Origin of the sequence: Catenuloplanes japonicus, assembly GCF_000717135.1 — a bacterium.
Classification (GTDB): domain Bacteria; phylum Actinomycetota; class Actinomycetes; order Mycobacteriales; family Micromonosporaceae; genus Catenuloplanes; species Catenuloplanes japonicus.
The window spans coordinates 115187-137737 of the sequence record NZ_JNXY01000016.1 but is presented as its reverse complement, the minus strand read 5'-3'; the positions used below and the strand labels follow the sequence as shown (position 1 = coordinate 137737).

Genomic DNA, 22551 nt, shown 5'->3' with positions numbered 1-22551 from the left:
TCGCGTGACGTTCACTCGCGGTGTTCGTCTGGGCGTAGACGTGGGAGCGGTGCGCGTCGGGGTGGCAATCTGCGATCCCGACGGCATCCTCGCGAGCCCGGTCGCCACCGTCCCCCGTGACCAGAATGCCGCTGATGATGCGGTTCCGGGCGATATGGCGGAAGTTTCGCGACTCGCTACGGAACACGAGGCGGTGACCGTCGTCGTGGGTCTCCCCGTCGCCCTCAACGGGCGCGAGGGACCTGCGGCGATCTCGGTCCGTGCGTACGCGGAGCGGCTGGAACGGGTGATCTCCCCCGTCCCTGTCGTCCTCGCGGACGAGCGTATGTCGACGGTGGTGGCTACCCGTAGGCTGTCCGAGCGGGGCGTTCGTGGGCGGCGTCAGCGAGCGGTCGTCGATCAGGCGGCCGCCGTGGAAATCCTGCAAGGCTGGCTGGACGCGCAGCGGAGGCGGAACTGATGCTCGACGACTTGGAAGCTGCGTTCGACGAGGAGCAGCCCCAGAAGGGGCGGCCGCTCCATCGACGCAAGAAAAGGCGCGGCGGCGGTGGCAAGTCAGTCATCGCCCTGGTCATGGTGCTGCTCATCTTCGGCGGTCTCGCCGGGGCGGGCTACTACGGCTTTGACCGGGCGCGCAACTACCTCACCACGCCCGATTACGACGGGCCCGGCGGGGAAGAGACGATGATCGAGGTGAAGAACGGCGATTCCGCCACCTCGATCGGCAACGGGCTCTACAAGCTGGACGTGGTGAAGTCGGCGAAGGCGTTCATCAACGCCGCCAACGAGAACGCCGACAGCAAGAACATCCAGACCGGATTCTACAAGGTGAAGAAGCAGATGAAGGCGTCCGACGCGCTTCTGGCTCTGCTCAATCTGGAGAACCGGGTCTCGACCAAGGTCACCATCAACGAGGGCCTGACCACGTTCCAGATCTTCGACGAGCTGTCGAAGGCGACGGAGATACCCGTCGACGACTTCAAGGAAGCGGCGAAGGACCCGGTCGCGCTCGGCGTGCCGGACTTCTGGTTCACCCGCAGCGACGGCAAGACCACGGAGAAGTCGATCGAGGGCTTCCTGTTCCCGGAGACGTACAACTTCGACCCCGGGCTGAACGCCAAGGAGACGCTCCAGGTGATGGTCCGGCACTTCCTGGACGTCACCACCGAGATCGACTTCGTCAAGAAGGTCGAGGCCGACCGCGGCATCACGCCGTACGACGCACTGATGGTCGCCTCGCTCTCCCAGGCCGAGGCCGGCATCGCGACCGACCTCCCCAAGGTCTCCCGCGTCATCTACAACACGCTCTTCGTGCCGAACGCGGAGATCGGCTTCTGCGAGTGCCTGCGGCTGGACGTGACCATCAACTACGGTCACCAGCTGGAGGGCCGCGACGCCAAGGAGTCGAAGAACATCACGGCCGCGGAGCTGGCCGACGCCTCCAACCCGTGGAACTCGCACAAGAACAAGGGCCTGCCGCCGTCCGCGATCAACAACCCGGGCAAGCAGGCGCTCGAAGGCGCGATGAGCCCGGCGGACGGTAAGTGGTACTTCTTCGTCGCCATCGACAAGGACGGAAACTCCGCGTTCGCGGAGACCTACTCCGAGCAGCAGAAGAACGAGCAGAAGGCCAGGGAGGCCGGGGTTCTGTGACGTCCGCCTACCGGGCAGCCGTTCTCGGCAAGCCGATCGCGCACTCGCTCTCACCCGTGCTGCACCACGCCGGTTACACGGCCGCGGGGCTCACCGGGTGGACGTACACCGCGATCGAATGCGCCGAGTCCGAGCTGCCCGGCCTGGTGGCGACGCTCGGCCCCGAGTGGCGCGGCCTGTCCGTGACCATGCCGCTCAAGGAGGTCGCGCTCACGCTCGCCTCCGAGGCCTCCCCGGCAGCCACCGCCCTCGGCGTCGCCAACACCCTGGTCCGCCGCCCCGACGGCACCTGGTTCGCCGACAACACCGACGTCACCGGCATGGTCACGGTCCTCCGGGCCGCCGGCATCACCGCCTCTCCCACAGACGGCCCGGTTTCCGCGGGCAGCTCAGCTCCGATGGCCGTCCCGGTTCCCGCAGGCAGCTCGGCCTTCGTGGCCGCCGCACACCGCGGATCTTCCCCGGACGAGGCGGCTCACGCGAGCGCCACTGCTCACGCGAGCGCCACTGCTCACGCGGGCGGTGCGACTCACGCGAGCGCCACTGCTTACGCGAGCGGCACTGCTCACGCGGGCGGCACTGCTCACGCGGGCGGCACTGCTCACGCGGGCGGTGCGACTCACGCAGATCGTGAGGGTCGCGCGGGCGGCCCGGCGATCGCGCTGCTCGGCGGCGGTGGCACGGCGCGCGCCGCGATCGGCGCGGCCGCCCGGCTGGGCCACGCGCCCGTCACCGTCTTCGTCCGCCGCCCCGAGGCCGGCGCGGAACTCGCTCCGGTCGCGGACGCGCTCGGCGTCCCGTTCCGGGTCGCGCCCTGGTCCGAGGCCGCGGACCTCACCGGCTTCGACGTGGTCGTCTCCACCGTGCCCAAGGGCGCCGCCGACCACCTGGCCACCGGCCCGCACTGGCCCGCCACCACGGTCTTCTTCGACGTGGTCTACCACCCGTGGCCCACCCCGCTGGCCGCCTGGGCCGCACGCGGCGGCAGCCCCGTCGTCTCCGGCCTGGACCTGCTCCACGCCCAGGCCCTCGGCCAGTTCCTCCACTTCACCGGCGTCCCTGCCCCCGCCGACGCCATGCGCGAGGCCCTCGACAAGGCCGTCGTCTAGGCCGCTCGAAGCTGAGCCGTCCCTGAGCCGCCCCCGGACCTCGATTCCGTGCTCGCAATGCTCAGGACCGTGTCTCTCCGCTGGTACAAGAGCTGCCTGAGAACAAAGCCAGATCCAGACCCAGATTTCCCGCTTCCGGCGTGGTGGCGGTCCGCATGCTCCCGCGGGCAAACCTCCGGCGGGCCGAAGACTCCGCTTGCGCTCCGCTTCGGCCCGCCGATCGGAGCCGGTCCCGCCGCTGGTCACCCCGAACCCGCGATTTCCGATCCCGTGACTTTCCGGCCGCGGCGCCGGGATCGCTCGCCGCGGTCCGGGCGCTCCACGCCCGAAATTTCGGCATAAAGCAGCGCTGCCATCGGGAGCTGAGGGAGATCGCAAACGGCCGTGGAGCGTCGTCCCAGCCAAAGGATCATTGAGTGTCGAGAAGAGGTCGTCGCGGGCACCGATTGGCGACCTCTTCTCGACACTCAATGATCCTTCCGCCGCCGGCGGGCTGTTTAGCCGGGCGTGGCTCGTCCGATGCCGCCGGGCAGGCCGGCTTTATGCCGAAATTTGCGCACGAAGTGCCCGGTCGCTCGTGCTGCTTCGCTCGTGCTGGCTCCGGGCGTGCTGCTTCGCTCGTGCTGGCTCCGCTCGCGGTCGGTGAGGCGAATCTGCGATCCCGCCTCACGGGTTTCCCGTCGCGCGGCCGGGTTTCGCACGCGGCGCCGGAGCGGCTTGCCCGGCGCGCCGATGAGGACGCTGCAGAGCTGCCGGAGCCGGATGGAGAAGCCATCAGGAGGAGAGCGGGGTGCGGGAGCGGGCCAGGGTCAGGACGGTCAGGAGGGAGAGGGCGGCGCAGATGCAGATGACCAGGGACATCGGGACGGCGCTGGAGTCGCCGGTGAGGCCGACCAGGGGTGCGGCGGCGGCGCCGATCAGGGTCTGGACGGTGCCGAGGAGCGCGGCGGAGGTGCCGGCCCGGTCGCGGTGGCGGTCGAGGGCCAGGGCGGCGCTGTTCGGGTTGACCATGCCGATCGTGGCGAGGTAGCAGAAGAGCAGCGCGATCACGCCGATCATGCTGGACAGCGCGGCCGCACCGAGCAGTGCGGCGCCGACCACCGCGCCCGCGGCCAGTGACGTCACCAGGAGCTGCCGGGGTGTGAAGCGGTCGAGCAGGCGGCCGTTGAGCTGGCTGGCCGCGACCAGGCCGACCGCGTTGACGCCGAAGAGCACGCCGTAGACCGCGGTGGACAGTCCGAACACGTCCTGGAGCACGAACGAGGAGCCGGACAGGTACGCGAAGAGGCCGGCCATGGCCAGGCCGCCCGAGACCGCGTACCCGATGAAGATCCGGTCTGCGGCCAGCACGCGCGTGGTCGAGGCGACGTCGGCCAGCCCGCGGGTGCTGCGGCGGGAGACCGGGAGCGTCTCCGGCAGGACCCGGACCACCGCGATCGTGATCAGCGCGGCGACCACGGCGAGCGCGATGAAGATGCCGCGCCAGTCCGTGAACGTGAGCACGGCGCTGCCCAGGCTGGGGGCCAGCACCGGTGCGACGCCGAAGACCAGCGCGAGCTGCGAGAAGTATTTCGCGGCGGCCTTCCCGGTGAACAGGTCGCCGACGACCGCGCGCGCCACCACCGTGCCCATGCCGCCGGCGAAGCCCTGCGCGAACCGGATCGCGGCCAGCGCGCCGGTCGACGGCGCGAACGCGCAGAGCAGGGAGAGCAGCGCGTACGCCACCATGCCGATGATCACCGGCCGGCGGCGGCCCATCCGGTCGCTGAGCGGGCCGGTGACCAGTTGTCCGACGGCCATGCCGACCAGCAGCGTGGTGAGCGACAGCTGTACCTCGGACGGCGCCGCGCCCAGATCGTCCGCGATCTGCGGGAACGCGGGCAGGTACATGTCGATGGAGAGCGGGCCGATCGCGGTGAGCGTGCCGAGCAGCGCCACCAGGGCCACGGCGGCCTTCCCGCGCGGCGGCGCGACCGTATCCACGGTGGTCTGCGACACGGTAAATTCCTTCCACGGGACGGATAGCTCTGTATGCAGACTAGTTGCAGACCATGAGCAAAAGACAGCGGGAGTACGCCATGACCTCGCCGATCGAGATCAGCGACACGCTCGGCCACCTGCACCAGGTGCTGCGCCGGGCCGCCGTGCGCCGCGATGGCGCGGACCGCCTGCCGGACGCGCAGATCGAGGTGCTGCGGCTGGTCGAGCGGCAGCCCGGCATCTGCGTCGGGGAGGCGGCCGAGGCGCTGCGCACCGCGCCGAACACGGTCAGCACGCTGGTCGGCGGCCTCGCGGACGCCGGCCTGATCGCGCGCGAGCGCTCCCCGGAGAACCGCCGCCTGGTCCGGCTCACGCTCACCGCCGAGGCGCGCCGCCGGATCGACGGCTACCAGGCACAGCGCCGCGCGCTGGTCGCGGACGCGCTCGACCGCCTCGGCGACGACGCCCGCGCCCGGATCACCGCCGCCCTGCCTGACCTCCGCCACCTCGCCGACCTGCTCGCCTCCGCCCCCGAGGCGACGACACCCCGGTGATCACATCCGGCCGGCGCCACGGCGCCGCCAGGACCCGGAAAGCGACCCGGAAAGCGACGATCAAGACCCCAAAGCGACGATCAAGACCGCACAAGCAGATCTTCCCGCTCTCGCGGTGGTCCGGCCCGCATGCTCCCGCGGGCACCGGTCGTCGCCGGCGCTCCTCCCTGCCGGTTCGCGCGGCGCCGGCTCAGATCACAGAGCCCGGACGCCGTGCTGATCGCGCCTCACCGGAAGCGGGGACTCCACCACGTGAGACGGTGGCGACGCCGCGTCGATGCCGGAACGGGTCATGACAGACTGGGCGACGTGTTGCGCTGGCTGACCGCAGGTGAATCCCATGGCCCCGCTCTCGTCGCTCTGCTGGAGGGGGTCCCCGCCGGCGTGCGGGTGACGAGCTCCGACATCGGCCGGGAGCTCGCCCGCCGCCGTCTCGGCTACGGCCGTGGCGCCCGGATGGCGTTCGAGCAGGACGAGATCGAGATCATCGGTGGCATCCGGCACGGCGTCACGCTCGGCAGCCCGGTCGCGATCCGGATCGGCAACTCCGAGTGGCCGAAGTGGGAGACCGTGATGGCCGCGGACCCGGTGGACCCGGAGGAGCTGGCCAAGCAGGCGCGCAACGCGCCGCTGACCCGTCCCCGCCCCGGTCACGCGGACCTGGCCGGCATGCAGAAGTACGGGCACACGGACGCCCGCCCGATCCTGGAGCGCGCCTCCGCGCGGGAGACGGCCGCGCGCGTCGCGGTCGGCACCGTCGCCAAGGCGATCGTGCACCAGGCGCTCGGCATCCAGATCCTGTCGCACGTGGTGGAGCTCGGCTCGGTCGCGGCCAAGCCCGGCCTGCAGCCCCGCCCGGAGGACTTCGCGCGCATCGACGAGGACCCGCTGCGCTGCCTCGACCCGGAGGCCAGCGCGCGCATGGTCGCGGAGATCGACGCCGCCAAGAAGGACGCGGACACGCTCGGTGGCATCGTCGAGGTGCTGGCCTACGACGTACCCCCTGGCCTTGGTTCTCATGTGCAGTGGGACCGGAAGCTGGACGCGCGGCTCGCGACCGCGCTGATGTCCATCCAGGCGATCAAGGGTGTCGAGATCGGCGACGCGTGGATGCAGGCCCGGTCCCGTGGCTCGGTCGCGCACGACGAGATCGCGCCCACGGCGACCGGCGTCAAGCGGCTCACCGACCGGGCCGGCGGCCTGGAGGGCGGCATCACCACCGGCGAGCCGTTGCGCGTGAAGGCGGCGATGAAGCCGATCTCGTCGCTCAACCGCGCGCTCTCCACGGTGGACGTCGCCACCGGTGAGGTCGCCACCGCGATCAATCAGCGGTCGGACGTGTGCGCGGTCCCGGCCGCCGCGATCGTGGCGGAGTCGATGGTCGCGCTGGTGCTGGCCGAGGCCGCGACGGAGAAGTTCGGCGGCGACTCGGTCGACGAGATCCGCCGCAACCTGACCGGCTACCTCGACCACCTGATCATTCGATGAGCCCGGCCTGCGTGCTGGTCGGGCTGATGGGCGCGGGCAAGACCACGGTCGGGACCGCGCTGGCCGCGCGCCTCGGCGTCGAGTTCCGCGACACCGATCACGACGTCGAGGCGGTCGCCGGCAAGCCGGTCCAGGAGATCTTCATCGACGAGGGTGAGGACCACTTCCGGGCGCTGGAACGGCAGGCGGTCGCGGCGGCGCTGGCCGGCTTCGACGGCGTACTGGCGCTCGGCGGTGGCGCGGTGCTGTCGGAGGAGACGCGCGCCGCGCTGGCCGGGCACACCGTGGTGTTCCTGTCCGTGGAGCTGTCCGACGCGGTGAAACGTGTCGGGCTCGGCGCCGGGCGCCCGCTGCTGGCGATCAACCCGCGGGCCACGCTGCGGCACCTGATGAAGGAGCGCGCGCCGCTCTATCAGCAGGTCGCGACGCATGTGGTGGTCACCGACGACCGTGAGCCGGACGAGGTCACCGACGAGGTTCTGTCGCTGCTCAAGCGCTGAGATCCGGACAATCCGCAAAGATCCTTCTTTTTCGTCGATCTCTTTGGCATAGCCCCTCCGTACTACCTGATGACGGTGTGACCTACACGCCGTAGGAGACGGAAGAAGAGATCCAATGCGCATGACCCGCTCGAAGATCCGCGCGCTGGCGGTCGTCGGTATGGCCGGCGTCGTTGCCACGCTGGGTACCGTCGCCTTCCAGGCGAACGCGGCCGAGACGCCGGTGGCTCCGGCCGCGGTCGGCCCCGGCGCCCAGTCGGTGTCGATCCCGCGGATCCCCTCCGCGATCAAGCCGCCGCAGGGCGCGAAGCCGATCGGCGCGTACGTGGTCGCGAACGGCACCCAGACCTACACCTGCACCGGCGGTGTCTACCCGGCCGCGTCGACGCCGGAGGCCACGCTGATCGGCACCGGCGGCCGGGTACACCACTTCGGCGGCCCGAGCTGGCAGTCGGAGCGTGACGGCTCGCTCGTCACGGCCACCAAGACCGCGGAGAGCCCGAAGTCCGGCACCATCGCGGAGCTGCTGCTCACCGTGAACAGCACCTCCGGCAAGGGCGTGCTGAGCAACGCCGCGTTCATCAGCCGCCTGGCCACCTCCGGCGGCGTCGCGCCGGCCGGGGCGTGCGTGGACGGCACCAAGACCTCGGTGGACTACAAGGCGGTCTACGTCTTCTGGTCCAAGTAGGTCCGTCCCTCCCCATCGGGGCGTCTTCCCTGCCGTGGCCACGGCAGGGAAGACGCCCCGATCATGGTGAGTGACCCGGGCACCCGGCGCGTACTAGGCTCAGCGCCGATGACTGAGCTGACTGTGACCGGGCCGACGCGCATCGACGTGACCGGCGACGCCCCCTACCAGGTGCTGGTCGGCCGTGGACTGCTCGGCGAGCTGCCCGGCCTGCTCGCCGGCGCCGCACAGGCCGCGCTGCTCTACGCCGAGCCGCTCAAGGCCCACGCCGAGCATCTGGCCGGGCTGCTCGAGGAGGCGGGCATCCGGCCGCTCCCGATCGAGGTCCCGGACGCGGAGGACGGCAAGAGCATCGGCGTCGCCGCCGGCTGCTGGGACGCGCTCGGCGCGAACAACTTCACCCGCACCGACGCCGTGATCGGGCTCGGCGGCGGCGCGGTCACCGACCTGGCCGGCTTCGTGGCCTCGGCCTGGCTGCGCGGCGTGCGCTGGGTGCCGGTCTCCACCTCGCTGCTCGGCATGGTCGACGCCGCTGTCGGCGGCAAGACCGGCGTGAACACCGCGGCCGGGAAGAACCTGGTCGGCGCGTTCCACCCGCCGGCGGGCGTGCTCTGCGACCTCGCGATGCTGGACACGCTCCCGCACGCGGACCTGGTCGCCGGCCTGGCCGAGGTGGTCAAGTGCGGCTTCATCGCGGACCCGGCCATCCTCGACCTGATCGAGGCGGACCCGGCCGCGGCCCAGGACCCGGCGTCGGCGCAGGTCCGGGAGCTGGTCGAGCGCGCGATCCGGGTCAAGGCCCACGTGGTGTCGAACGATCTGCGCGAGTCCGGCCTGCGCGAGATCCTCAACTACGGCCACACGCTGGCCCACGCGATCGAGAAGGCCGAGCACTACCGCTGGCGGCACGGGCACGCGGTCTCGGTCGGGCTGATCTACGCGTCCGCGCTCTCGGTCCGCGCCGGCCGCCTCGCGCCGGAGATCGCCGCCCGCCACCGCGCCGTGCTCACCTCGCTCGGCCTGCCGGTCTCCTACGAGGCCGACGCCTGGCCCGCGCTGCTCGCGGCCATGCGCGTGGACAAGAAGGCGCGCGGCAGCAAGCTGCGCTTCGTCGTGCTGGACGATCTCGGCGCGCCGTCGATCCTGGCCGGCCCCGCCGACGAGCTGCTCGAATCCGCCTACGCCGAGGTGGCCGGATGACCGCGGTCCACGTGCTCAACGGGCCGAACCTGGGCAGGCTCGGCACCCGGCAGCCGGAGATCTACGGGAAGACCACGCACGCCGACCTGGTCCGCTTCTGCGAGGAGGCCGGGCGTGAGCTCGGCCTGGACGTGCTGGTCCGCCAGACGGACGCGGAGCACGAGATGCTGTCCTGGCTCTACGAGGCCGCGGACGGCGCGATTCCCGTCGTGCTCAACGCGGGCGCCTGGACGCACTACAACCTCGCGGTCCGCGACGCCTGCGCGCTGCTCACCGCGCCGCTCATCGAGGTGCACATCTCCAACGTCCACCGCCGCGAGGAGTTCCGCCACCACTCCGTGCTCTCCGCCGTCGCCACCGGCGTCATCGCCGGCCTCGGCATCGAGAGCTACCGCCTCGCCCTCCGCTACCTCGCCACCCCCAAAACCCTTTAAAGCCCGCCACGGTACGCCCGCCCCGTCCGCACCGTGCTCTCCGAGCCCATCCCGCCGCACGTCGGGGCGGGGTGGGCGCGATCCGCCGGCACGGCTCCGCCGTCCGGCAGCAGGGCGCTAAATGCCGAAATTTCGGGCGCGGGGTGCCCGGATCGCCGCTCGATCCCGCCGGGTGGCCGGGCTCGATCCCGCCAGGCGCTCGCGCCCGAAATTTCGGCATTTAACCGCCGACCGCACACCCCGGCGATCCTGGACCCGGCCGGGATGGCTGACCTCGGGCCGTACCGTGGCGGCTTTTGGGTGGGTTTGGGGGTTCAGGCGGCGGACTCGGCGGGGATGGCGCGGTCCTGGAAGGCGCGTTCGATGCGCTCCTCCGCGGGGCCTCGGCGGGGGAGCCACCACAGCACCACAGCGGCGGTGATCGCGAGCGTCAGCACGCCGCCGAGCACGGCCTGGAGGACCTGTGCGAGCGAGACCGGGGAGCCGGTCGGCAGGACCAGCACGGACAGGGCGGCGCTGCCCATCGCCACCCAGCCGCGGATCGGGCTGTCCGACTCGCGGGGCGCGCCGGCCGCGACCAGGACGACGCCCCAGAGCAGGTACCACGGGTGGACGATCGGGCCGAGCAGGACCAGGGCGAGCAGGCCGAGGCCGAGCGCGTAGACCGGGCCGATCACGCGGGCGCGCACCCAGACGAGCAGGCCGCAACCGACCGCGGCCGCGACTCCCACACCGCGCCAGAACGGTACCGCGTGGTGGGCCAGGCCGGTGCCGATCGTCTCCATCAGGAACTCGGTGGCCACGCCGGCGTCCGTGCTGATCGACATCCAGTTGTGCACCACGGCGGGCGTGTCCAGCGCGCCGACCCAGCCGTAACCGGTCCCGGCCAGCGCGTGCACCACGATCGCGACCGCGGCGGCGGTCAGCAGCGTCAGCGGCGCGGTCCAGAGGAACGTCAGCAGCGGCCAGCGGTCCGTCTCCCGGTTCCGCGCGCGCCGGACCTGCAGTGCCCACAGCAGCGCGCAGAACGGCAGCGCCAGCGCGGCCGGGGCCTTGACCAGCGCGGCCATCGTCACCAGCGCCACGCCCAGCGCGGGCGCGGCCGGTCCGAGGCGGCGGGACACCACCAGCGCCAGACCGGCGGTCAGCAGGCCCAGCATCAGCGCGTCGTTGTGCGCGCCCGCGACCAGGTGCGTGAGGACCAGCGGGTTCAGCACGCCGAGCCAGAGCGCGGAACCGGGGGAGACGCCGAGGCGGCGGGCCAGCACCGGCAGCGCGACCGCCATCAGTGCCACGCCGGCCACCGCGACCAGGCGCAGCCCGAGCACGCCCGCGATCACGTGCGTGCCGGTGACGGACGTGACCAGCGCGGCCACGGCCAGGAACAGGGGCCCGTACGGCGCGGGCGTGTGCTGCCAGATCTCCGGCACCTCGGCCGCGAGCGGGCCGCCGAGGCTGGACGGCCCGTAGAGGTAGACGTCCAGCCCCTCCGCGAACATCGTGCCCTGCGCCAGGTAGCTGTAGACGTCCCGGCTGAACAGCGGCGGGCAGATCAGCAGCGGCGCGGCCCAGAGCCCGAGCGTGATCTGCAGCGAGCGCGCGGCCGGGCCGGAGGCGCCCAGACGCCACCAGGCGACCACGAGCAAGGTCAGGCCGGCGTACGCGAGCGCCATCCCGAGCCCGGCCAGGTCACGCAGCGCCGACTGTTGATAGGGCAGCGCGCCGGACGTGGTCCCGCCGGCCGCGAGCATCACCGAGCCGGTGACCCCCAGCCACCGCGGGGACCCGCCGATCCTGGTCAGGCGCACGACGGTCGGGCGGGTGGCGAATCGGACATTCGGCAGGCTGGAGGCAGTCGGCACGTCCGCACGCTGCCAGCAACGGGTGTCGATTCGGCGACTAAGAGGTAACGAATGATTGATCGTCACGCGTCCGCGGTGGGCTCACAGGCCGATGACCGGCCCGGGAAGCGCGGACGCCGGGTACGCCGGTAGACTGGACTACTGTCCGCGACCCTAGTGCCGGTTTCACACACACGGCTTCACACCAAGGCAGGAAATGGCTTCCACCAACGACCTCAAGAACGGCCTGGTTCTCAACCTCGACAAGGAACTGTGGTCGGTGGTCGAATTCCAGCACGTGAAGCCCGGTAAGGGCCCGGCCTTCGTGCGCACGAAGCTGAAGAGCGTGCTCTCCGGCAAGGTGGTCGACAAGACCTTCAACGCCGGCACGAAGGTCGAGACCGCCAACGTCGACAAGCGCACGATGCAGTTCCTCTACAAGGAGGGCACTGACTTCGTCTTCATGGACCTGGACACGTACGAGCAGATCAACGTGTCCGGCGAGACGGTCGGCGACAACGCCAACTACCTGCTCCCCGAGGCCGAGGTCACGGTCGCCACCCACGAGGGCGTGCCGCTCTACGTGGAGATGGCCACCTCGGTCGTGCTCGAGGTGACCTACACCGAGCCGGGCCTGCAGGGCGACCGCTCCACCGGCGGCACCAAGCCCGCCACCGTGGAGACGCAGGCGACCGTGCAGGTGCCGCTGTTCATCACCACCGGCGAGAAGATCAAGGTCGACACCCGCGACGGCCGTTACCTCGGCCGCGCGTAATGGCTGAGGGCCCGAAACAGTCGATGCCCGCGCGCCGCAAGGCGCGTAAGCGTGCGCTCGACGTCCTCTACGAGGCCGACCTGCGTAACCTGCCCCCGGTCGAGGTGCTGGCGAACTATCTGCAGCGCATCGAGCAGCCCCGCCCCGAGCACATCGGCTACACGATCACGATCGTGGAGGGCGTCGCCGCCCACCTCGACCGGGTCGACGAGCTGCTGTCCAGCTACGCCGAGGGCTGGACGATCGACCGCATGCCGGTCGTCGACCGGAACCTGGCCCGCATCGCGGTCTGGGAGCTCCTCTACGCCGACGACATAGACGACGCGGTCGCGATCTCCGAGGCCGTCGAGCTGGCCCGCCAGATGTCGACCGACGATTCCCCGCGCTTCCTCAACGGCATCCTCGGCCGCATCGCCGAGTTCGCCACTCGCTGACGCGGCCGGCTTCCGAAGGCCCGCCCGGCTCCGGCCGGGCGGGCCTTCGTGTTTTCCGGGTATGGAATTCGGGAGCTTGGATGCTGTTGGGCGGCTCGCGGGCGTTTTGTGGTCATTCGGCAAGCCGGCCTTGACTGCGCTGCGTGGCGGTGCATTCGTGCCGATCACCGTCTCGGCCGGTGTCGCCGGCCGATGCCGCGTGGCATGCCGGCGTTCTGTGCCCGATATTTCGGGATTAGTTGAGCTTTGATCGAATGCTGAGCGCTGACCGGACGGTCGTCCGGGGCTTGGGTCGCGGTTGCCGGCGGTCGTCGATCCGCGGTTTTCCGGGTGAAATGTCGGAACTGCGGAATTGTGCCGATGTTGACCTGCCCGGTGCAGGGGTCTCGTCCTCCGCCGCCGCTATATGCCGAAATGTCGGGCGCGGCGGCGCGGCCACCCCGGGTTCCGCGAGCCGTCCGCGCCGGTCTGTTGCGCCGTTCTGCGTGCCGTTCCACGGGCCGGACCTCGGGGTTCCGCGCGCTGTCTCGGTGCCCCGCGCGCTGTCTCGGGGTTCCGCGCGCCGCCTCGGGTTCCGTGCGTTGTGCCGGGGTCCGTGCGCTGCGCACGGAGCGGGAGAAGCGGCCGGAAATGCGAAAACCGCGCAGCGGGAGGCTGCGCGGTTCTGTGCTCGAGGCCGAGGGGGCGCTCTGCGTAGCGATGCGCGGCGCGGCGGGCCTAAGCGTGAGGGGGGATGGAGTATGCGGCCGGCGGAGGGAGCCGACCGGTTGTGGCGGTTCCAACCGGCGGGCGGACCGTGCGGGGTCGGGGCACGGACCGCCCGGAAAGGGCCTGGACGACCCTGAAGCGCCTTAGGACGCGAAGAAGGCGCGCGGGTCAGCGACCAGCACGCCGGCCTCGGTGAGGCGCTCGATCAGACCGGAGGGGGAGATGTCGTAGACGATGGCGAGCGCGCGCAGGTCGTCTGCCCTTATGGACAGGACCCGGCCGTTGTAGTCGCCGCGCTGCTGCTGGATGGCGCGTGCGTACCGCGCGACGTACGCGAGGTCCTCGCCGGCCTCGTCGTAGAGCTTCTCGAGGTCGAGGACGATCTTGTTGGTCGGCTCGTGCCGGATGCCGCTGCCGTCGGGCAGCAGCTCGGAGACCGGCACCCGGTAGAAGTCGGCCAGCTCGGCCAGACGGGAGACGGTCACCGCGCGGTCACCGCGCTCGTAGGAGCCGACGACGACGGCCTTCCAGCGCCCGTTCGACTTCTCCTCCACACCCTGCAGGGAAAGGCCCTGCTGCTGGCGGATAGAGCGCAGTCGGGCGCCCAAAGACTTGGCGTACTCAGAGGGCATCAGGACACTCCAGTGCTGGCGTGGGCTTGGACCCACCGCGCGATCGCTACGCTGCGTGACGGTACGTCGCGAACGACACGCGGTCAAGTGGCGATTACGGTCCAGTTGGCGAGATCATAGGACTTGACCGGTTTTTCGCTTTCCTGAGTCGGTAGTCAGCCACGTCACCCGCACGTCATCGGAGTGGCTGGTGGGGACGCTGGTAACGTAGCGTGCAGCCACCGGTCGGCTGACCGGCGCAGACATCCTTTAACGACCCGTCCAGTGAGGCGGGGAAGGAGGTCCTACGTGGCGTCGCAGAACGCTGCCCCAGACCAGGCGAGAACGGGAAAAGTCATTCTCGCCGAGACCGACGTCCACCGGGTGGTGGACCGGATCGCCCACCAGATCCTGGAGAAGACCGAGGGTGCGCGGGAGACCGTGCTGTTCGGCATCCCCACCCGCGGCGTCCCGCTCGCGAAGCGGCTTTCCGCCCGAATTCACGCTTTCGAGGGTATCGCCGTTCCGGTCGGCACGCTCGATGTCACGCTTTATCGGGACGATCTGCGGCTGAAGGCGGCCCGCGCGCTCGGCCCCACGGACGTGCCTCCGGGCGGCGTCGACGGCCGGCGGGTGATCCTGGTCGACGACGTGCTCTTCTCCGGCCGCACGGTCCGGGCCGCGCTGGACGCGCTCGGCGACCTCGGCCGCCCCTCCTCCGTGCAGCTCGCCGTGCTGGTCGACCGCGGCCACCGCGAGCTGCCGATCCGCGCCGACTACGTCGGCAAGAACATCCCGACCGCGCTGAGCGAGAGCGTGCGCGTGTCGCTCGCGGAGATCGACGGCACGGACGAGGTCAAGCTGTACGGAGGCGAGGTCCAGTGATCAAGCACTTGCGCGACGCCGGCGACCTGGACGCCGGGAACGCCACGCTGATCCTGGACACCGCGCGCGAACTGGCCCGGCTGACCGGCGGCCGTGAGGTGAAGAAGCTGCCCACGCTGCGCGGACGCACCGTGGTGAACCTGTTCTACGAGGACTCCACGCGTACCCGGATCAGCTTCGAGGCGGCCGCGAAGCGGCTCTCCGCCGATGTGATCAACTTTTCCGCCAAGGGCTCCAGCGTCTCCAAGGGCGAGAGCCTGAAGGACACCGCGCTGACGCTGCAGGCCATGGGCGCGGACGCGGTGGTGATCCGGCACGGCGCGTCCGGCGCCCCGCACCGGCTGGCGAACTGGGTGGACGGCTCCGTGGTCAACGCGGGCGACGGCACCCACGAGCACCCGACGCAGGCGCTGCTGGACGCGTTCACCATGCGGGAGCGACTGGGCCGGCTGGCCGGGCTGAACGTGACGATCGTCGGCGACGTGCTGCACAGCCGCGTCGCCCGGTCGAACGTGGTGCTGCTGGCCACGCTGGGCGCGAAGGTCACGCTCGTCGGCCCGCCCACGCTGATCCCGGTCGACATCGCGAGCGCGGAGGTCAGCTACGACCTCGACGCGGTGCTGCCGACCAGCGACGTGGTGATGATGCTGCGCGTGCAGCACGAGCGGATGAACGCGTCCTACTTCCCGTCCGCCCGCGAGTACAGCAGGCGTTACGGCATGGACGGCGCCCGCATGGCCCGGCTGCCGGAGCACGCGATCGTCATGCACCCCGGTCCGATGAACCGCGGCATGGAGATCTCGCCCGAGGTGGCGGACTCGCCGCGGTCCACGATCGTCGAACAGGTCGCCAACGGCGTGAGCGTCCGGATGGCCGTCCTCTATCTGCTGCTCGGAGGCAAGTAACAGTGGCGTACCTGATCACCAACGTCAGCGTCCTGGGCGCTGAGCCGCGCGATCTCTACATCGACGGCGGCGTGATTGCAGAGCACAAAGGCGAAGAACCAGACCACATCATCGACGGTACGGGTCTGGTGGCGCTTCCCGGACTCGTGGACCTGCACACGCACCTGCGCGAGCCCGGCCGCGAGGACGCGGAGACCGTGGAGACCGGCTCCCGGGCCGCGGCGCTCGGCGGATACACCGCGGTCTGCGCGATGGCGAACACGTCGCCGGTGGCGGACACGGCCGGCGTGGTCGAGCAGGTCTGGCGGCTCGGCCGCGAGGCGGGCCTGGTCGACGTGCAGCCGATCGGCGCGGTCACGGTCGGGCTGGCCGGCGAGCGCCTGGCCGAGCTGGGCGCGATGGCGGACTCGGCGGCGACCGTGCGGATCTTCTCCGACGACGGCCACTGCGTGGCGGACCCGCGGCTGATGCGGCGCGCGCTGGAGTACGTGAAGGCGTTCGACGGCGTGATCGCGCAGCACGCGGAGGAGCCCCGGCTCACCGAGGGCGCGCAGATGCACGAGGGCGAGGTCGCCACGCGGCTCGGCCTGACCGGCTGGCCCGCGGTCGCGGAGGAGGCGATCATCGCGCGTGACGTGCTGCTGGCCGAGCACGTCGGCTCCCGCCTGCACGTCTGCCACCTCTCCACGGCCGGCAGCGTCGAGGTGGTCAGGCAGGCGAAGGCGCGCGGCGTGCGGGTCACGGCCGAGGTCACGCCGCACCACCTGGTGCTCACGCACGAGCGGGCGGAGAGCTACGACCCGGTCTTCAAGGTCAACCCGCCGCTGCGTACCCCCGATGACGTGAAGGCTCTTCGCGCCGCGCTGGCGGAGGGCATCATCGACATCGTGGCCACCGATCACGCGCCGCACGCCGTGGAGGACAAGGAGTGCGAGTGGGCGTATGCCCGCCCCGGCATGGTCGGGCTGGAGACCGCGCTCTCGGTGGTGCTCAGCACCGGCTCCTTGGAGAAGGACGGCGAGATCGACTGGGACCTGGTGGCGGAGCGGATGTCGCGCACGCCGGCCCGGATCGCCGGTCTGACCGACCACGGACATGACCCGCTGCCCGGCGCGCCGGCCACGTTCACGCTGGTGGACCCGGCCGCGACCCGGACCGTCGACCCGGTGGAGACGGCGAGCCGCAGCAAGAACAATCCCTACGCCGGTATGAGCCTGCCCGGACGGATCGTCGCGACGTTCCTGCGCGGCGAGCCGACGGTTCTGGACGGAAAGGCAACCAAGTGAGGCAGCCAGCGATATTGGTCCTGGAGGACGGCCGGTCCTTCCGCGGTGAGGCGTACGGCGCCGAGGGGGAGACGTTCGGCGAGGCCGTCTTCACCACCAGCATGACCGGCTACCAGGAGACGCTGACCGACCCGTCCTTCCACCGCCAGGTCGTGGTGCAGACCGCGCCGCACATCGGCAACACCGGTGTGAACGGCGAGGACGACGAGTCGTCCAGGATCTGGGTCGCCGGGTACGTGGTGCGCGACCCGGCCCGGATCGGCTCCAACTGGCGCGCGACCGGCGGCCTGGGCGAGCGCCTGGCCGCCGAGGGCGTGGTCGGGATCAGCGGCATCGACACCCGCGCGCTGACCCGGCACCTGCGCGAGCGCGGCGCGATGCGCGTCGGCATCTCCACGGTCGACCTGGACCCGGCGTCGCTGCGGGCCCGGGTGCAGGCGCAGCCGGAGATGCTCGGCGCGGACCTCTCCGCGCAGGTCACGACGTCGTCCGCGTACACGGTCGAGCCCGAGGGCGAGCACCGCTACACGGTCGCGGCGCTGGACCTGGGCATCAAGGCGAACGTGGCCCGGCGGCTGGCGGCCCGCGGCGTCCGCACGCACATCCTGCCGGCGACCTCGTCCCTGGACGACCTGCTGGCGGTGTCGCCGGACGCGGTGTTCTTCTCGCCCGGCCCCGGCGACCCGGCCACGGCGGACCACCCGGTGGCGCTGGCCCGCGCGGTGCTCGCGAAGAAGGTGCCGCTGTTCGGCATCTGCTTCGGCAGCCAGATCCTGGGCCGCGCGCTCGGCTTCGAGACCTACAAGCTGGGGTACGGCCACCGCGGCATCAACCAGCCGGTGCTGGACAAGACCACCGGCAAGGTCGAGGTCACCTCGCACAACCACGGGTTTGCGGTGAAGGCGCCGCTCAACACCGTGATCGACACCGACTTCGGCGGCGTCGAGGTCTCGCACGTCTGCCTGAACGACGATGTGGTCGAGGGCTTGCGGGCACTGGAAGTGCCCGCGTTCACCGTTCAGTACCACCCCGAGGCGGCGGCCGGCACGCACGATGCCGACTACCTTTTTGACCGGTTTGTCGAGCTTGTCGAGACCAGAAGTAAGCGCAGTGTCGAGCTTGTCGAGGGGCGTAAGGCCAATGCCTAAGCGGGACGATCTCAAGCACATCCTCGTCATCGGCTCCGGCCCGATCGTCATCGGCCAGGCCTGCGAGTTCGACTACTCCGGCACCCAGGCCTGCCGCGTGCTGCGCAGCGAGGGGATCCGGGTCAGCCTGGTCAACTCGAACCCGGCCACGATCATGACGGACCCGGAGTTCGCGGACGCCACCTACGTCGAGCCGATCACGCCGGAGTTCGTCGAGCTGGTCATCGCGAAGGAGCGGCCGGACGCGATCCTGCCCACGCTCGGCGGCCAGACCGCGCTGAACACCGCGGTCGCGCTGCACGAGAACGGCGTGCTGGAGAAGTACGGCGTGGAGCTGATCGGCGCGAACATCGACGCCATCCAGCGCGGCGAGGACCGCCAGCTGTTCAAGGAGATCGTCGCCAAGGCCGGCGCCGAGACCCCGCGCTCGCGTGTCTGCAAGTCCATGGACGAGGTCCGCGCGACCGTCGCCGAGCTGGGCCTGCCGGTCGTGGTCCGGCCGTCGTTCACCATGGGCGGCCTCGGCTCCGGCATGCCGCACACCATGGAGGACCTGGAGCGCATCGCCGGCGCCGGCCTCTCCTACTCCCCGGTGCACGAGGTGCTGATCGAGGAGAGCGTGCTCGGCTGGAAGGAGTACGAGCTCGAGCTGATGCGCGACCGCCACGACAACGTGGTGGTGGTCTGCTCGATCGAGAACATCGACCCGATGGGCGTGCACACCGGCGACTCGGTCACGGTCGCGCCCGCCATGACGCTCACCGACCGCGAGTACCAGAAGCTGCGCGACGTCGGCATCGCGGTGCTGCGCGAGGTCGGCGTGGACACCGGCGGCTGCAACATCCAGTTCGCGATCAACCCGGCCGACGGCCGCCTGGTCGTCATCGAGATGAACCCGCGCGTCTCCCGGTCGTCCGCGCTCGCGTCCAAGGCGACCGGCTTCCCGATCGCGAAGATCGCGGCCAAGCTGGCGATCGGCTACACGCTGGACGAGATCCCGAACGACATTACCGAGGAGACGCCGGCCGCGTTCGAGCCCGCGCTCGACTACGTGGTGGTGAAGATCCCGCGCTTCGCGTTCGAGAAGTTCCCCGGCGCGGACGCGGAGCTGACCACCACGATGAAGTCGGTCGGCGAGGCGATGAGCCTGGGCCGCAACTTCACCGAGGCGCTCAACAAGGCGATGCGCTCGATGGAGACGAAGGCCGGCGGCTTCTGGACGATGCCGGACCCGGCCGGCTCCCTTGAGGAGACGCTGGCCGCGCTCAAGATCCCGCACGACGGCCGTCTCTACACGGTGGAGCGCGCGCTGCGGCTGGGCGCGACCATCGCGCAGGTGCACGAGGCCAGCGGCGGCATCGACCCGTGGTTCCTGGACCAGATCGTCTCGCTGCTGGAGCTGCGCGCCGAGATCGAGGCGGCACCGGTCCTCGACGAGACGCTGCTCCGGGCCGCCAAGCGCGCCGGTCTCTCCGACCGGCAGATCGCCGCGATCCGCCCGGAGCTGGCCGGCGAGGACGGCGTGCGCGTGCTGCGCCACCGCCTCGGCCTGCGCCCGGTCTTCAAGACCGTGGACACCTGCGCGGCCGAGTTCGACGCGAAGACGCCGTACCACTACTCGACCTACGACGAGGAGACCGAGGTCGAGCCGTCGGACCGGCCGAAGGTGCTGATCCTCGGCTCCGGCCCGAACCGGATCGGCCAGGGCATCGAGTTCGACTACTCGTGCGTGCACGCGGTCATGGCGCTGCGCGGCGCCGGCTTCGAGACCGTGATGGTCAACTGCAACCCGGAGACGGTCTCCACCGACTACGACACCGCGGACCGGCTCTACTTCGAGCCGCTGACGTTCGAGGACGTCATCGAGGTGTGGCACTCCGAGGACAGCACCGGCAAGGCCGCGGGCGGTCCCGGCGTGATCGGCGTGGTCGTGCAGCTCGGCGGCCAGACGCCGCTCGGCCTGGCCCAGCGCCTGAAGGACGCGGGCGTGCCGATCGTCGGCACCACGCCCGAGTCGATCCACCTGGCCGAGCACCGCGGCGCGTTCGGCGCGGTGCTGGCCAAGGCCGGGCTGCGCGCGCCGGACCACGGCACCGCGGTCAGCTTCGAGGACGCCAAGAAGATCGCGGACGAGATCGGCTACCCGGTGCTGGTGCGCCCGTCGTACGTGCTCGGCGGCCGCGGCATGGAGATCGTCTACGACGAGCCCACGCTGGCCGACTACATCGGACGGTCCACCGAGATCTCCGAGGACCACCCGGTGCTGGTCGACCGGTTCCTGGACGACGCGATCGAGATCGACGTGGACGCGCTCTGCGACGCCGACGGCGAGGTCTACCTCGGCGGCGTGATGGAGCACATCGAGGAGGCCGGCATCCACTCCGGCGACTCCTCCTGCGTGCTGCCACCGATGACGCTGGCCGGCCCGCACCTGGAGCAGGTCCGCCGCTACACCGTGGAGATCGCGCGCGGCGTCGGCGTCCGCGGCCTGCTCAACGTGCAGTACGCGCTCAAGGACGACGTGCTCTACGTGCTGGAGGCGAACCCGCGCGCGTCGCGGACCGTCCCGTTCGTGTCCAAGGCGACCGCGGTCCCGCTGGCCAAGGCCGCGGCCCGGATCATGCTCGGCGCCACCATCGCGGACCTCCGCACGGAGGGCCTGCTCCCGGCCGAGGGCGACGGCGGGCACCTGCCGGACAACGCGCCGATCGCGGTCAAGGAGGCGGTGCTGCCGTTCAAGCGGTTCCGCACGCCGGCCGGCAAGGGCGTCGACAGCCTGCTCGGGCCGGAGATGAAGTCCACCGGCGAGGTGATGGGCATCGACACCGGCTTCGGCCAGGCCTTCGCGAAGTCGCAGGCCGCGGCGTACGGCTCGCTGCCCACGTCCGGCAAGGTGTTCGTCTCCGTCGCCAACCGGGACAAGCGCGGCATGATCTTCCCGATCAAGCGGCTGGCCGACCTCGGCTTCGAGATCGTCACCACGGCCGGGACCGGCGAGGTGCTGCGGCGGTACGGGATCCCGTGCGAGATCGTGCCGAAGCACTACGAGTCGCCGGGCACGAACGCGGTCGAGCTGATCGCGAGCGGCCAGATCTCGCTGGTGATCAACACGCCGCAGGGCTCCGGCGCGCACGCGCGGTCGGACGGTTACGAGATCCGCAGCGCGGCCGTGACCGCGGACATCCCGTGCATCACCACGGTGCCGGGCGCGTCCGCCGCGGTGATGGGCATCGAGGCCACGATCAACGGCCAGATGCAGGTCCGCCCGCTCCAGGACCTGCACGCCCAGATGAAGGCCGCGCAGTGATCTGGGAGCAGTTCGCGCGCCCCGCGCTGTTCCGGGTCGGGGGAGGGGACGCGGAGACGGCGCACGAGTGGACGCTGCACCGGCTGGCGCAGCTCTCCTCCGTACCCCCGGCGTTGTCAGCTCTGGCTTCGAAGTACGGCACCGACAACCCGGTCGAGGTGTTCGGGGTGCGATTCCCGAACCCGGTGGGGCTCGCGGCCGGGATGGACAAGAACGGGATCGCGCTGCCCGCGTGGCCCGCGCTCGGCTTCGGGTTCGTCGAGGTCGGCACCGTGACCGCGAAGCCCCAGCCGGGCAACGAGAAGCCGCGGGTGTTCCGGCTGCGCGAGTCCGCCGCGATCATCAACCGGATGGGCTTCAACAACGAGGGCGCGGCCGGTCTGGCCGCGCGGCTCGGGACGAAGCTCCCGGTCCCGCTCGGCATCAGCCTCGGCAAGTCCAAGGTCACGCCGCTGGCGGACGCGGTCGAGGACTACCTGACCTCGCTGCGGCTGCTCTCGCCGTTCGCCGACTACATCGCCGTGAACGTCTCCTCGCCGAACACGCCGGGGCTGCGGCAGCTGCAGGGGCGCGAGCACCTGGACGAGCTGCTCGGCGCGCTGGTCAAGGAGGCGGACGGGCTGCCGGTGCTGGTGAAGATCGCGCCGGACCTGACGGACGACGCGATCGGCGAGGCGCTGGGCGTCTGCGCGGACACCGGTGTGGCCGGGATCATCGCGACCAACACCACGCTGGCCCGCAACGGCCTGGCACCGGTGGATCTCTCGCTCTCGGGGGAGGCCGGCGGCCTCTCCGGGCGTCCGCTCACGACGCGGGCGCGTGAGGTGGTCTCGTTCGTGCACCGGGAGACCGGCGGGAAACTGCCGATCATCGGCGTCGGCGGGATCATGACGCCGGACGACGCGACCCGGATGTTCGACGCGGGCGCCGCGCTGATCCAGCTCTACTCCGGATTCATCTACGGCGGGCCCGCGCTGGTGCGGGCCGCGGCGTCGGTCCGGCGATGAGCATTTTTCAACCTGACTGCTCTCCTACGCCAAGTCCG

General features: G+C 71.0%; 19 protein-coding genes and 1 pseudogene. 17 read left to right on the top strand and 3 right to left on the bottom strand.

Annotation, left to right across the window (positions count from 1 at the left end; all coding sequences use genetic code 11):
* Positions 1-4: 4 nt before the first annotated feature.
* The 3 genes and pseudogenes from ruvX to OP04_RS56835 all read left to right on the top strand — a co-directional run.
* Positions 5-460, top strand: coding sequence for a Holliday junction resolvase RuvX (gene ruvX, locus OP04_RS22570; protein ID WP_033341776.1), 456 nt, complete (start codon positions 5-7; stop codon positions 458-460).
* Positions 460-1653, top strand: coding sequence for an endolytic transglycosylase MltG (gene mltG / locus OP04_RS22565; protein ID WP_033341775.1), 1194 nt, complete (start codon positions 460-462; stop codon positions 1651-1653). Before ruvX ends, mltG begins: the two co-directional genes overlap by 1 nt.
* Positions 1650-2072: pseudogene (locus tag OP04_RS56835) on the top strand (shikimate dehydrogenase); the annotation flags it as partial. The gene mltG and the pseudogene OP04_RS56835, both read left to right, overlap by 4 nt.
* A gap of 1464 nt (positions 2073-3536) precedes the next feature.
* Here the strand turns inward: OP04_RS56835 and OP04_RS22550 are convergent.
* On the bottom strand, positions 3537-4760 hold the full coding sequence (locus OP04_RS22550; protein WP_033341774.1) for a multidrug effflux MFS transporter: 1224 nt from the start codon (positions 4758-4760) through the stop codon (positions 3537-3539).
* 53 nt (positions 4761-4813) lie between these two features.
* Between OP04_RS22550 and OP04_RS22545 the strand changes: the two genes are divergently transcribed.
* The 6 genes from OP04_RS22545 to aroQ all read left to right on the top strand — a co-directional run bounded on the left by OP04_RS22545 (position 4814) and on the right by aroQ (position 9606).
* Positions 4814-5296 carry a MarR family winged helix-turn-helix transcriptional regulator gene (locus OP04_RS22545; protein WP_033341773.1) on the top strand — a complete coding sequence of 161 codons (483 nt, stop codon included), beginning with the start codon at positions 4814-4816 and terminating at the stop codon, positions 5294-5296.
* A 309-nt stretch (positions 5297-5605) separates the two neighbouring features.
* Entirely contained in the window at positions 5606-6784 is a 1179-nt protein-coding gene (gene aroC / locus OP04_RS22540) for a chorismate synthase (RefSeq protein ID WP_033341772.1), read from the top strand.
* Positions 6781-7284, top strand: coding sequence for a shikimate kinase (locus tag OP04_RS22535; protein ID WP_033341771.1), 504 nt, complete (start codon positions 6781-6783; stop codon positions 7282-7284). Before aroC ends, OP04_RS22535 begins: the two co-directional genes overlap by 4 nt.
* Before the next feature lie 115 nt (positions 7285-7399).
* Positions 7400-7972 (top strand): DUF3455 domain-containing protein, encoded by a 573-nt coding sequence (locus tag OP04_RS22530; protein ID WP_051798668.1) that lies wholly within the window; start codon positions 7400-7402, stop codon positions 7970-7972.
* Between the two features lie 108 nt (positions 7973-8080).
* Positions 8081-9172 (top strand): 3-dehydroquinate synthase, encoded by a 1092-nt coding sequence (gene aroB / locus OP04_RS22525; protein WP_033341770.1) that lies wholly within the window; start codon positions 8081-8083, stop codon positions 9170-9172.
* Positions 9169-9606 (top strand): type II 3-dehydroquinate dehydratase, encoded by a 438-nt coding sequence (gene aroQ / locus OP04_RS22520; RefSeq protein WP_033341769.1) that lies wholly within the window; start codon positions 9169-9171, stop codon positions 9604-9606. The genes aroB and aroQ overlap by 4 nt, the downstream gene beginning before the upstream one ends.
* A 314-nt stretch (positions 9607-9920) precedes the next feature.
* Here the strand turns inward: aroQ and mptB are convergent, their stop codons facing one another.
* Positions 9921-11468 (bottom strand): polyprenol phosphomannose-dependent alpha 1,6 mannosyltransferase MptB, encoded by a 1548-nt coding sequence (gene mptB, locus OP04_RS22515; protein ID WP_198153936.1) that lies wholly within the window; start codon positions 11466-11468, stop codon positions 9921-9923.
* Positions 11469-11664: 196 nt separating this feature from the next.
* Between mptB and efp the strand changes: the two genes are divergently transcribed.
* Positions 11665-12222 carry an elongation factor P gene (gene efp, locus OP04_RS22510; protein ID WP_033341768.1) on the top strand — a complete coding sequence of 186 codons (558 nt, stop codon included), beginning with the start codon at positions 11665-11667 and terminating at the stop codon, positions 12220-12222.
* A 23-nt stretch (positions 12223-12245) separates the two neighbouring features.
* Positions 12246-12656 (top strand): transcription antitermination factor NusB, encoded by a 411-nt coding sequence (gene nusB / locus OP04_RS22505; protein ID WP_198153951.1) that lies wholly within the window; start codon positions 12246-12248, stop codon positions 12654-12656.
* An 851-nt stretch (positions 12657-13507) separates the two neighbouring features.
* Here nusB and bldD read toward each other — a convergent pair.
* On the bottom strand, positions 13508-13996 hold the full coding sequence (gene bldD / locus OP04_RS22500; protein WP_033341766.1) for a transcriptional regulator BldD: 489 nt from the start codon (positions 13994-13996) through the stop codon (positions 13508-13510).
* Between the two features lie 288 nt (positions 13997-14284).
* Here bldD and pyrR point away from each other — a divergent pair, with 288 nt between their 5' ends.
* Genes pyrR through OP04_RS22470 form a run of 6 tightly spaced genes read left to right on the top strand, consistent with a single transcriptional unit; the run spans position 14285 to position 22513 of the window.
* Positions 14285-14860 (top strand): bifunctional pyr operon transcriptional regulator/uracil phosphoribosyltransferase PyrR, encoded by a 576-nt coding sequence (gene pyrR / locus OP04_RS22495; RefSeq protein WP_232323694.1) that lies wholly within the window; start codon positions 14285-14287, stop codon positions 14858-14860.
* Positions 14857-15765 (top strand): aspartate carbamoyltransferase catalytic subunit, encoded by a 909-nt coding sequence (locus OP04_RS22490; protein WP_033341764.1) that lies wholly within the window; start codon positions 14857-14859, stop codon positions 15763-15765. The genes pyrR and OP04_RS22490 overlap by 4 nt, the downstream gene beginning before the upstream one ends.
* A gap of 2 nt (positions 15766-15767) precedes the next feature.
* A complete protein-coding gene (locus OP04_RS22485) occupies positions 15768-17051 on the top strand; it encodes a dihydroorotase (protein ID WP_033341763.1) in 1284 nt (427 codons plus the stop codon).
* Entirely contained in the window at positions 17048-18199 is a 1152-nt protein-coding gene (carA, locus tag OP04_RS22480) for a glutamine-hydrolyzing carbamoyl-phosphate synthase small subunit (protein ID WP_051798666.1), read from the top strand. Before OP04_RS22485 ends, carA begins: the two co-directional genes overlap by 4 nt.
* Positions 18192-21506 carry a carbamoyl-phosphate synthase large subunit gene (gene carB, locus OP04_RS22475; protein ID WP_033341762.1) on the top strand — a complete coding sequence of 1105 codons (3315 nt, stop codon included), beginning with the start codon at positions 18192-18194 and terminating at the stop codon, positions 21504-21506. The genes carA and carB overlap by 8 nt, the downstream gene beginning before the upstream one ends.
* Positions 21503-22513 (top strand): quinone-dependent dihydroorotate dehydrogenase, encoded by a 1011-nt coding sequence (locus tag OP04_RS22470; RefSeq protein ID WP_033341761.1) that lies wholly within the window; start codon positions 21503-21505, stop codon positions 22511-22513. The genes carB and OP04_RS22470 overlap by 4 nt, the downstream gene beginning before the upstream one ends.
* Positions 22514-22551 lie beyond the last annotated feature (38 nt).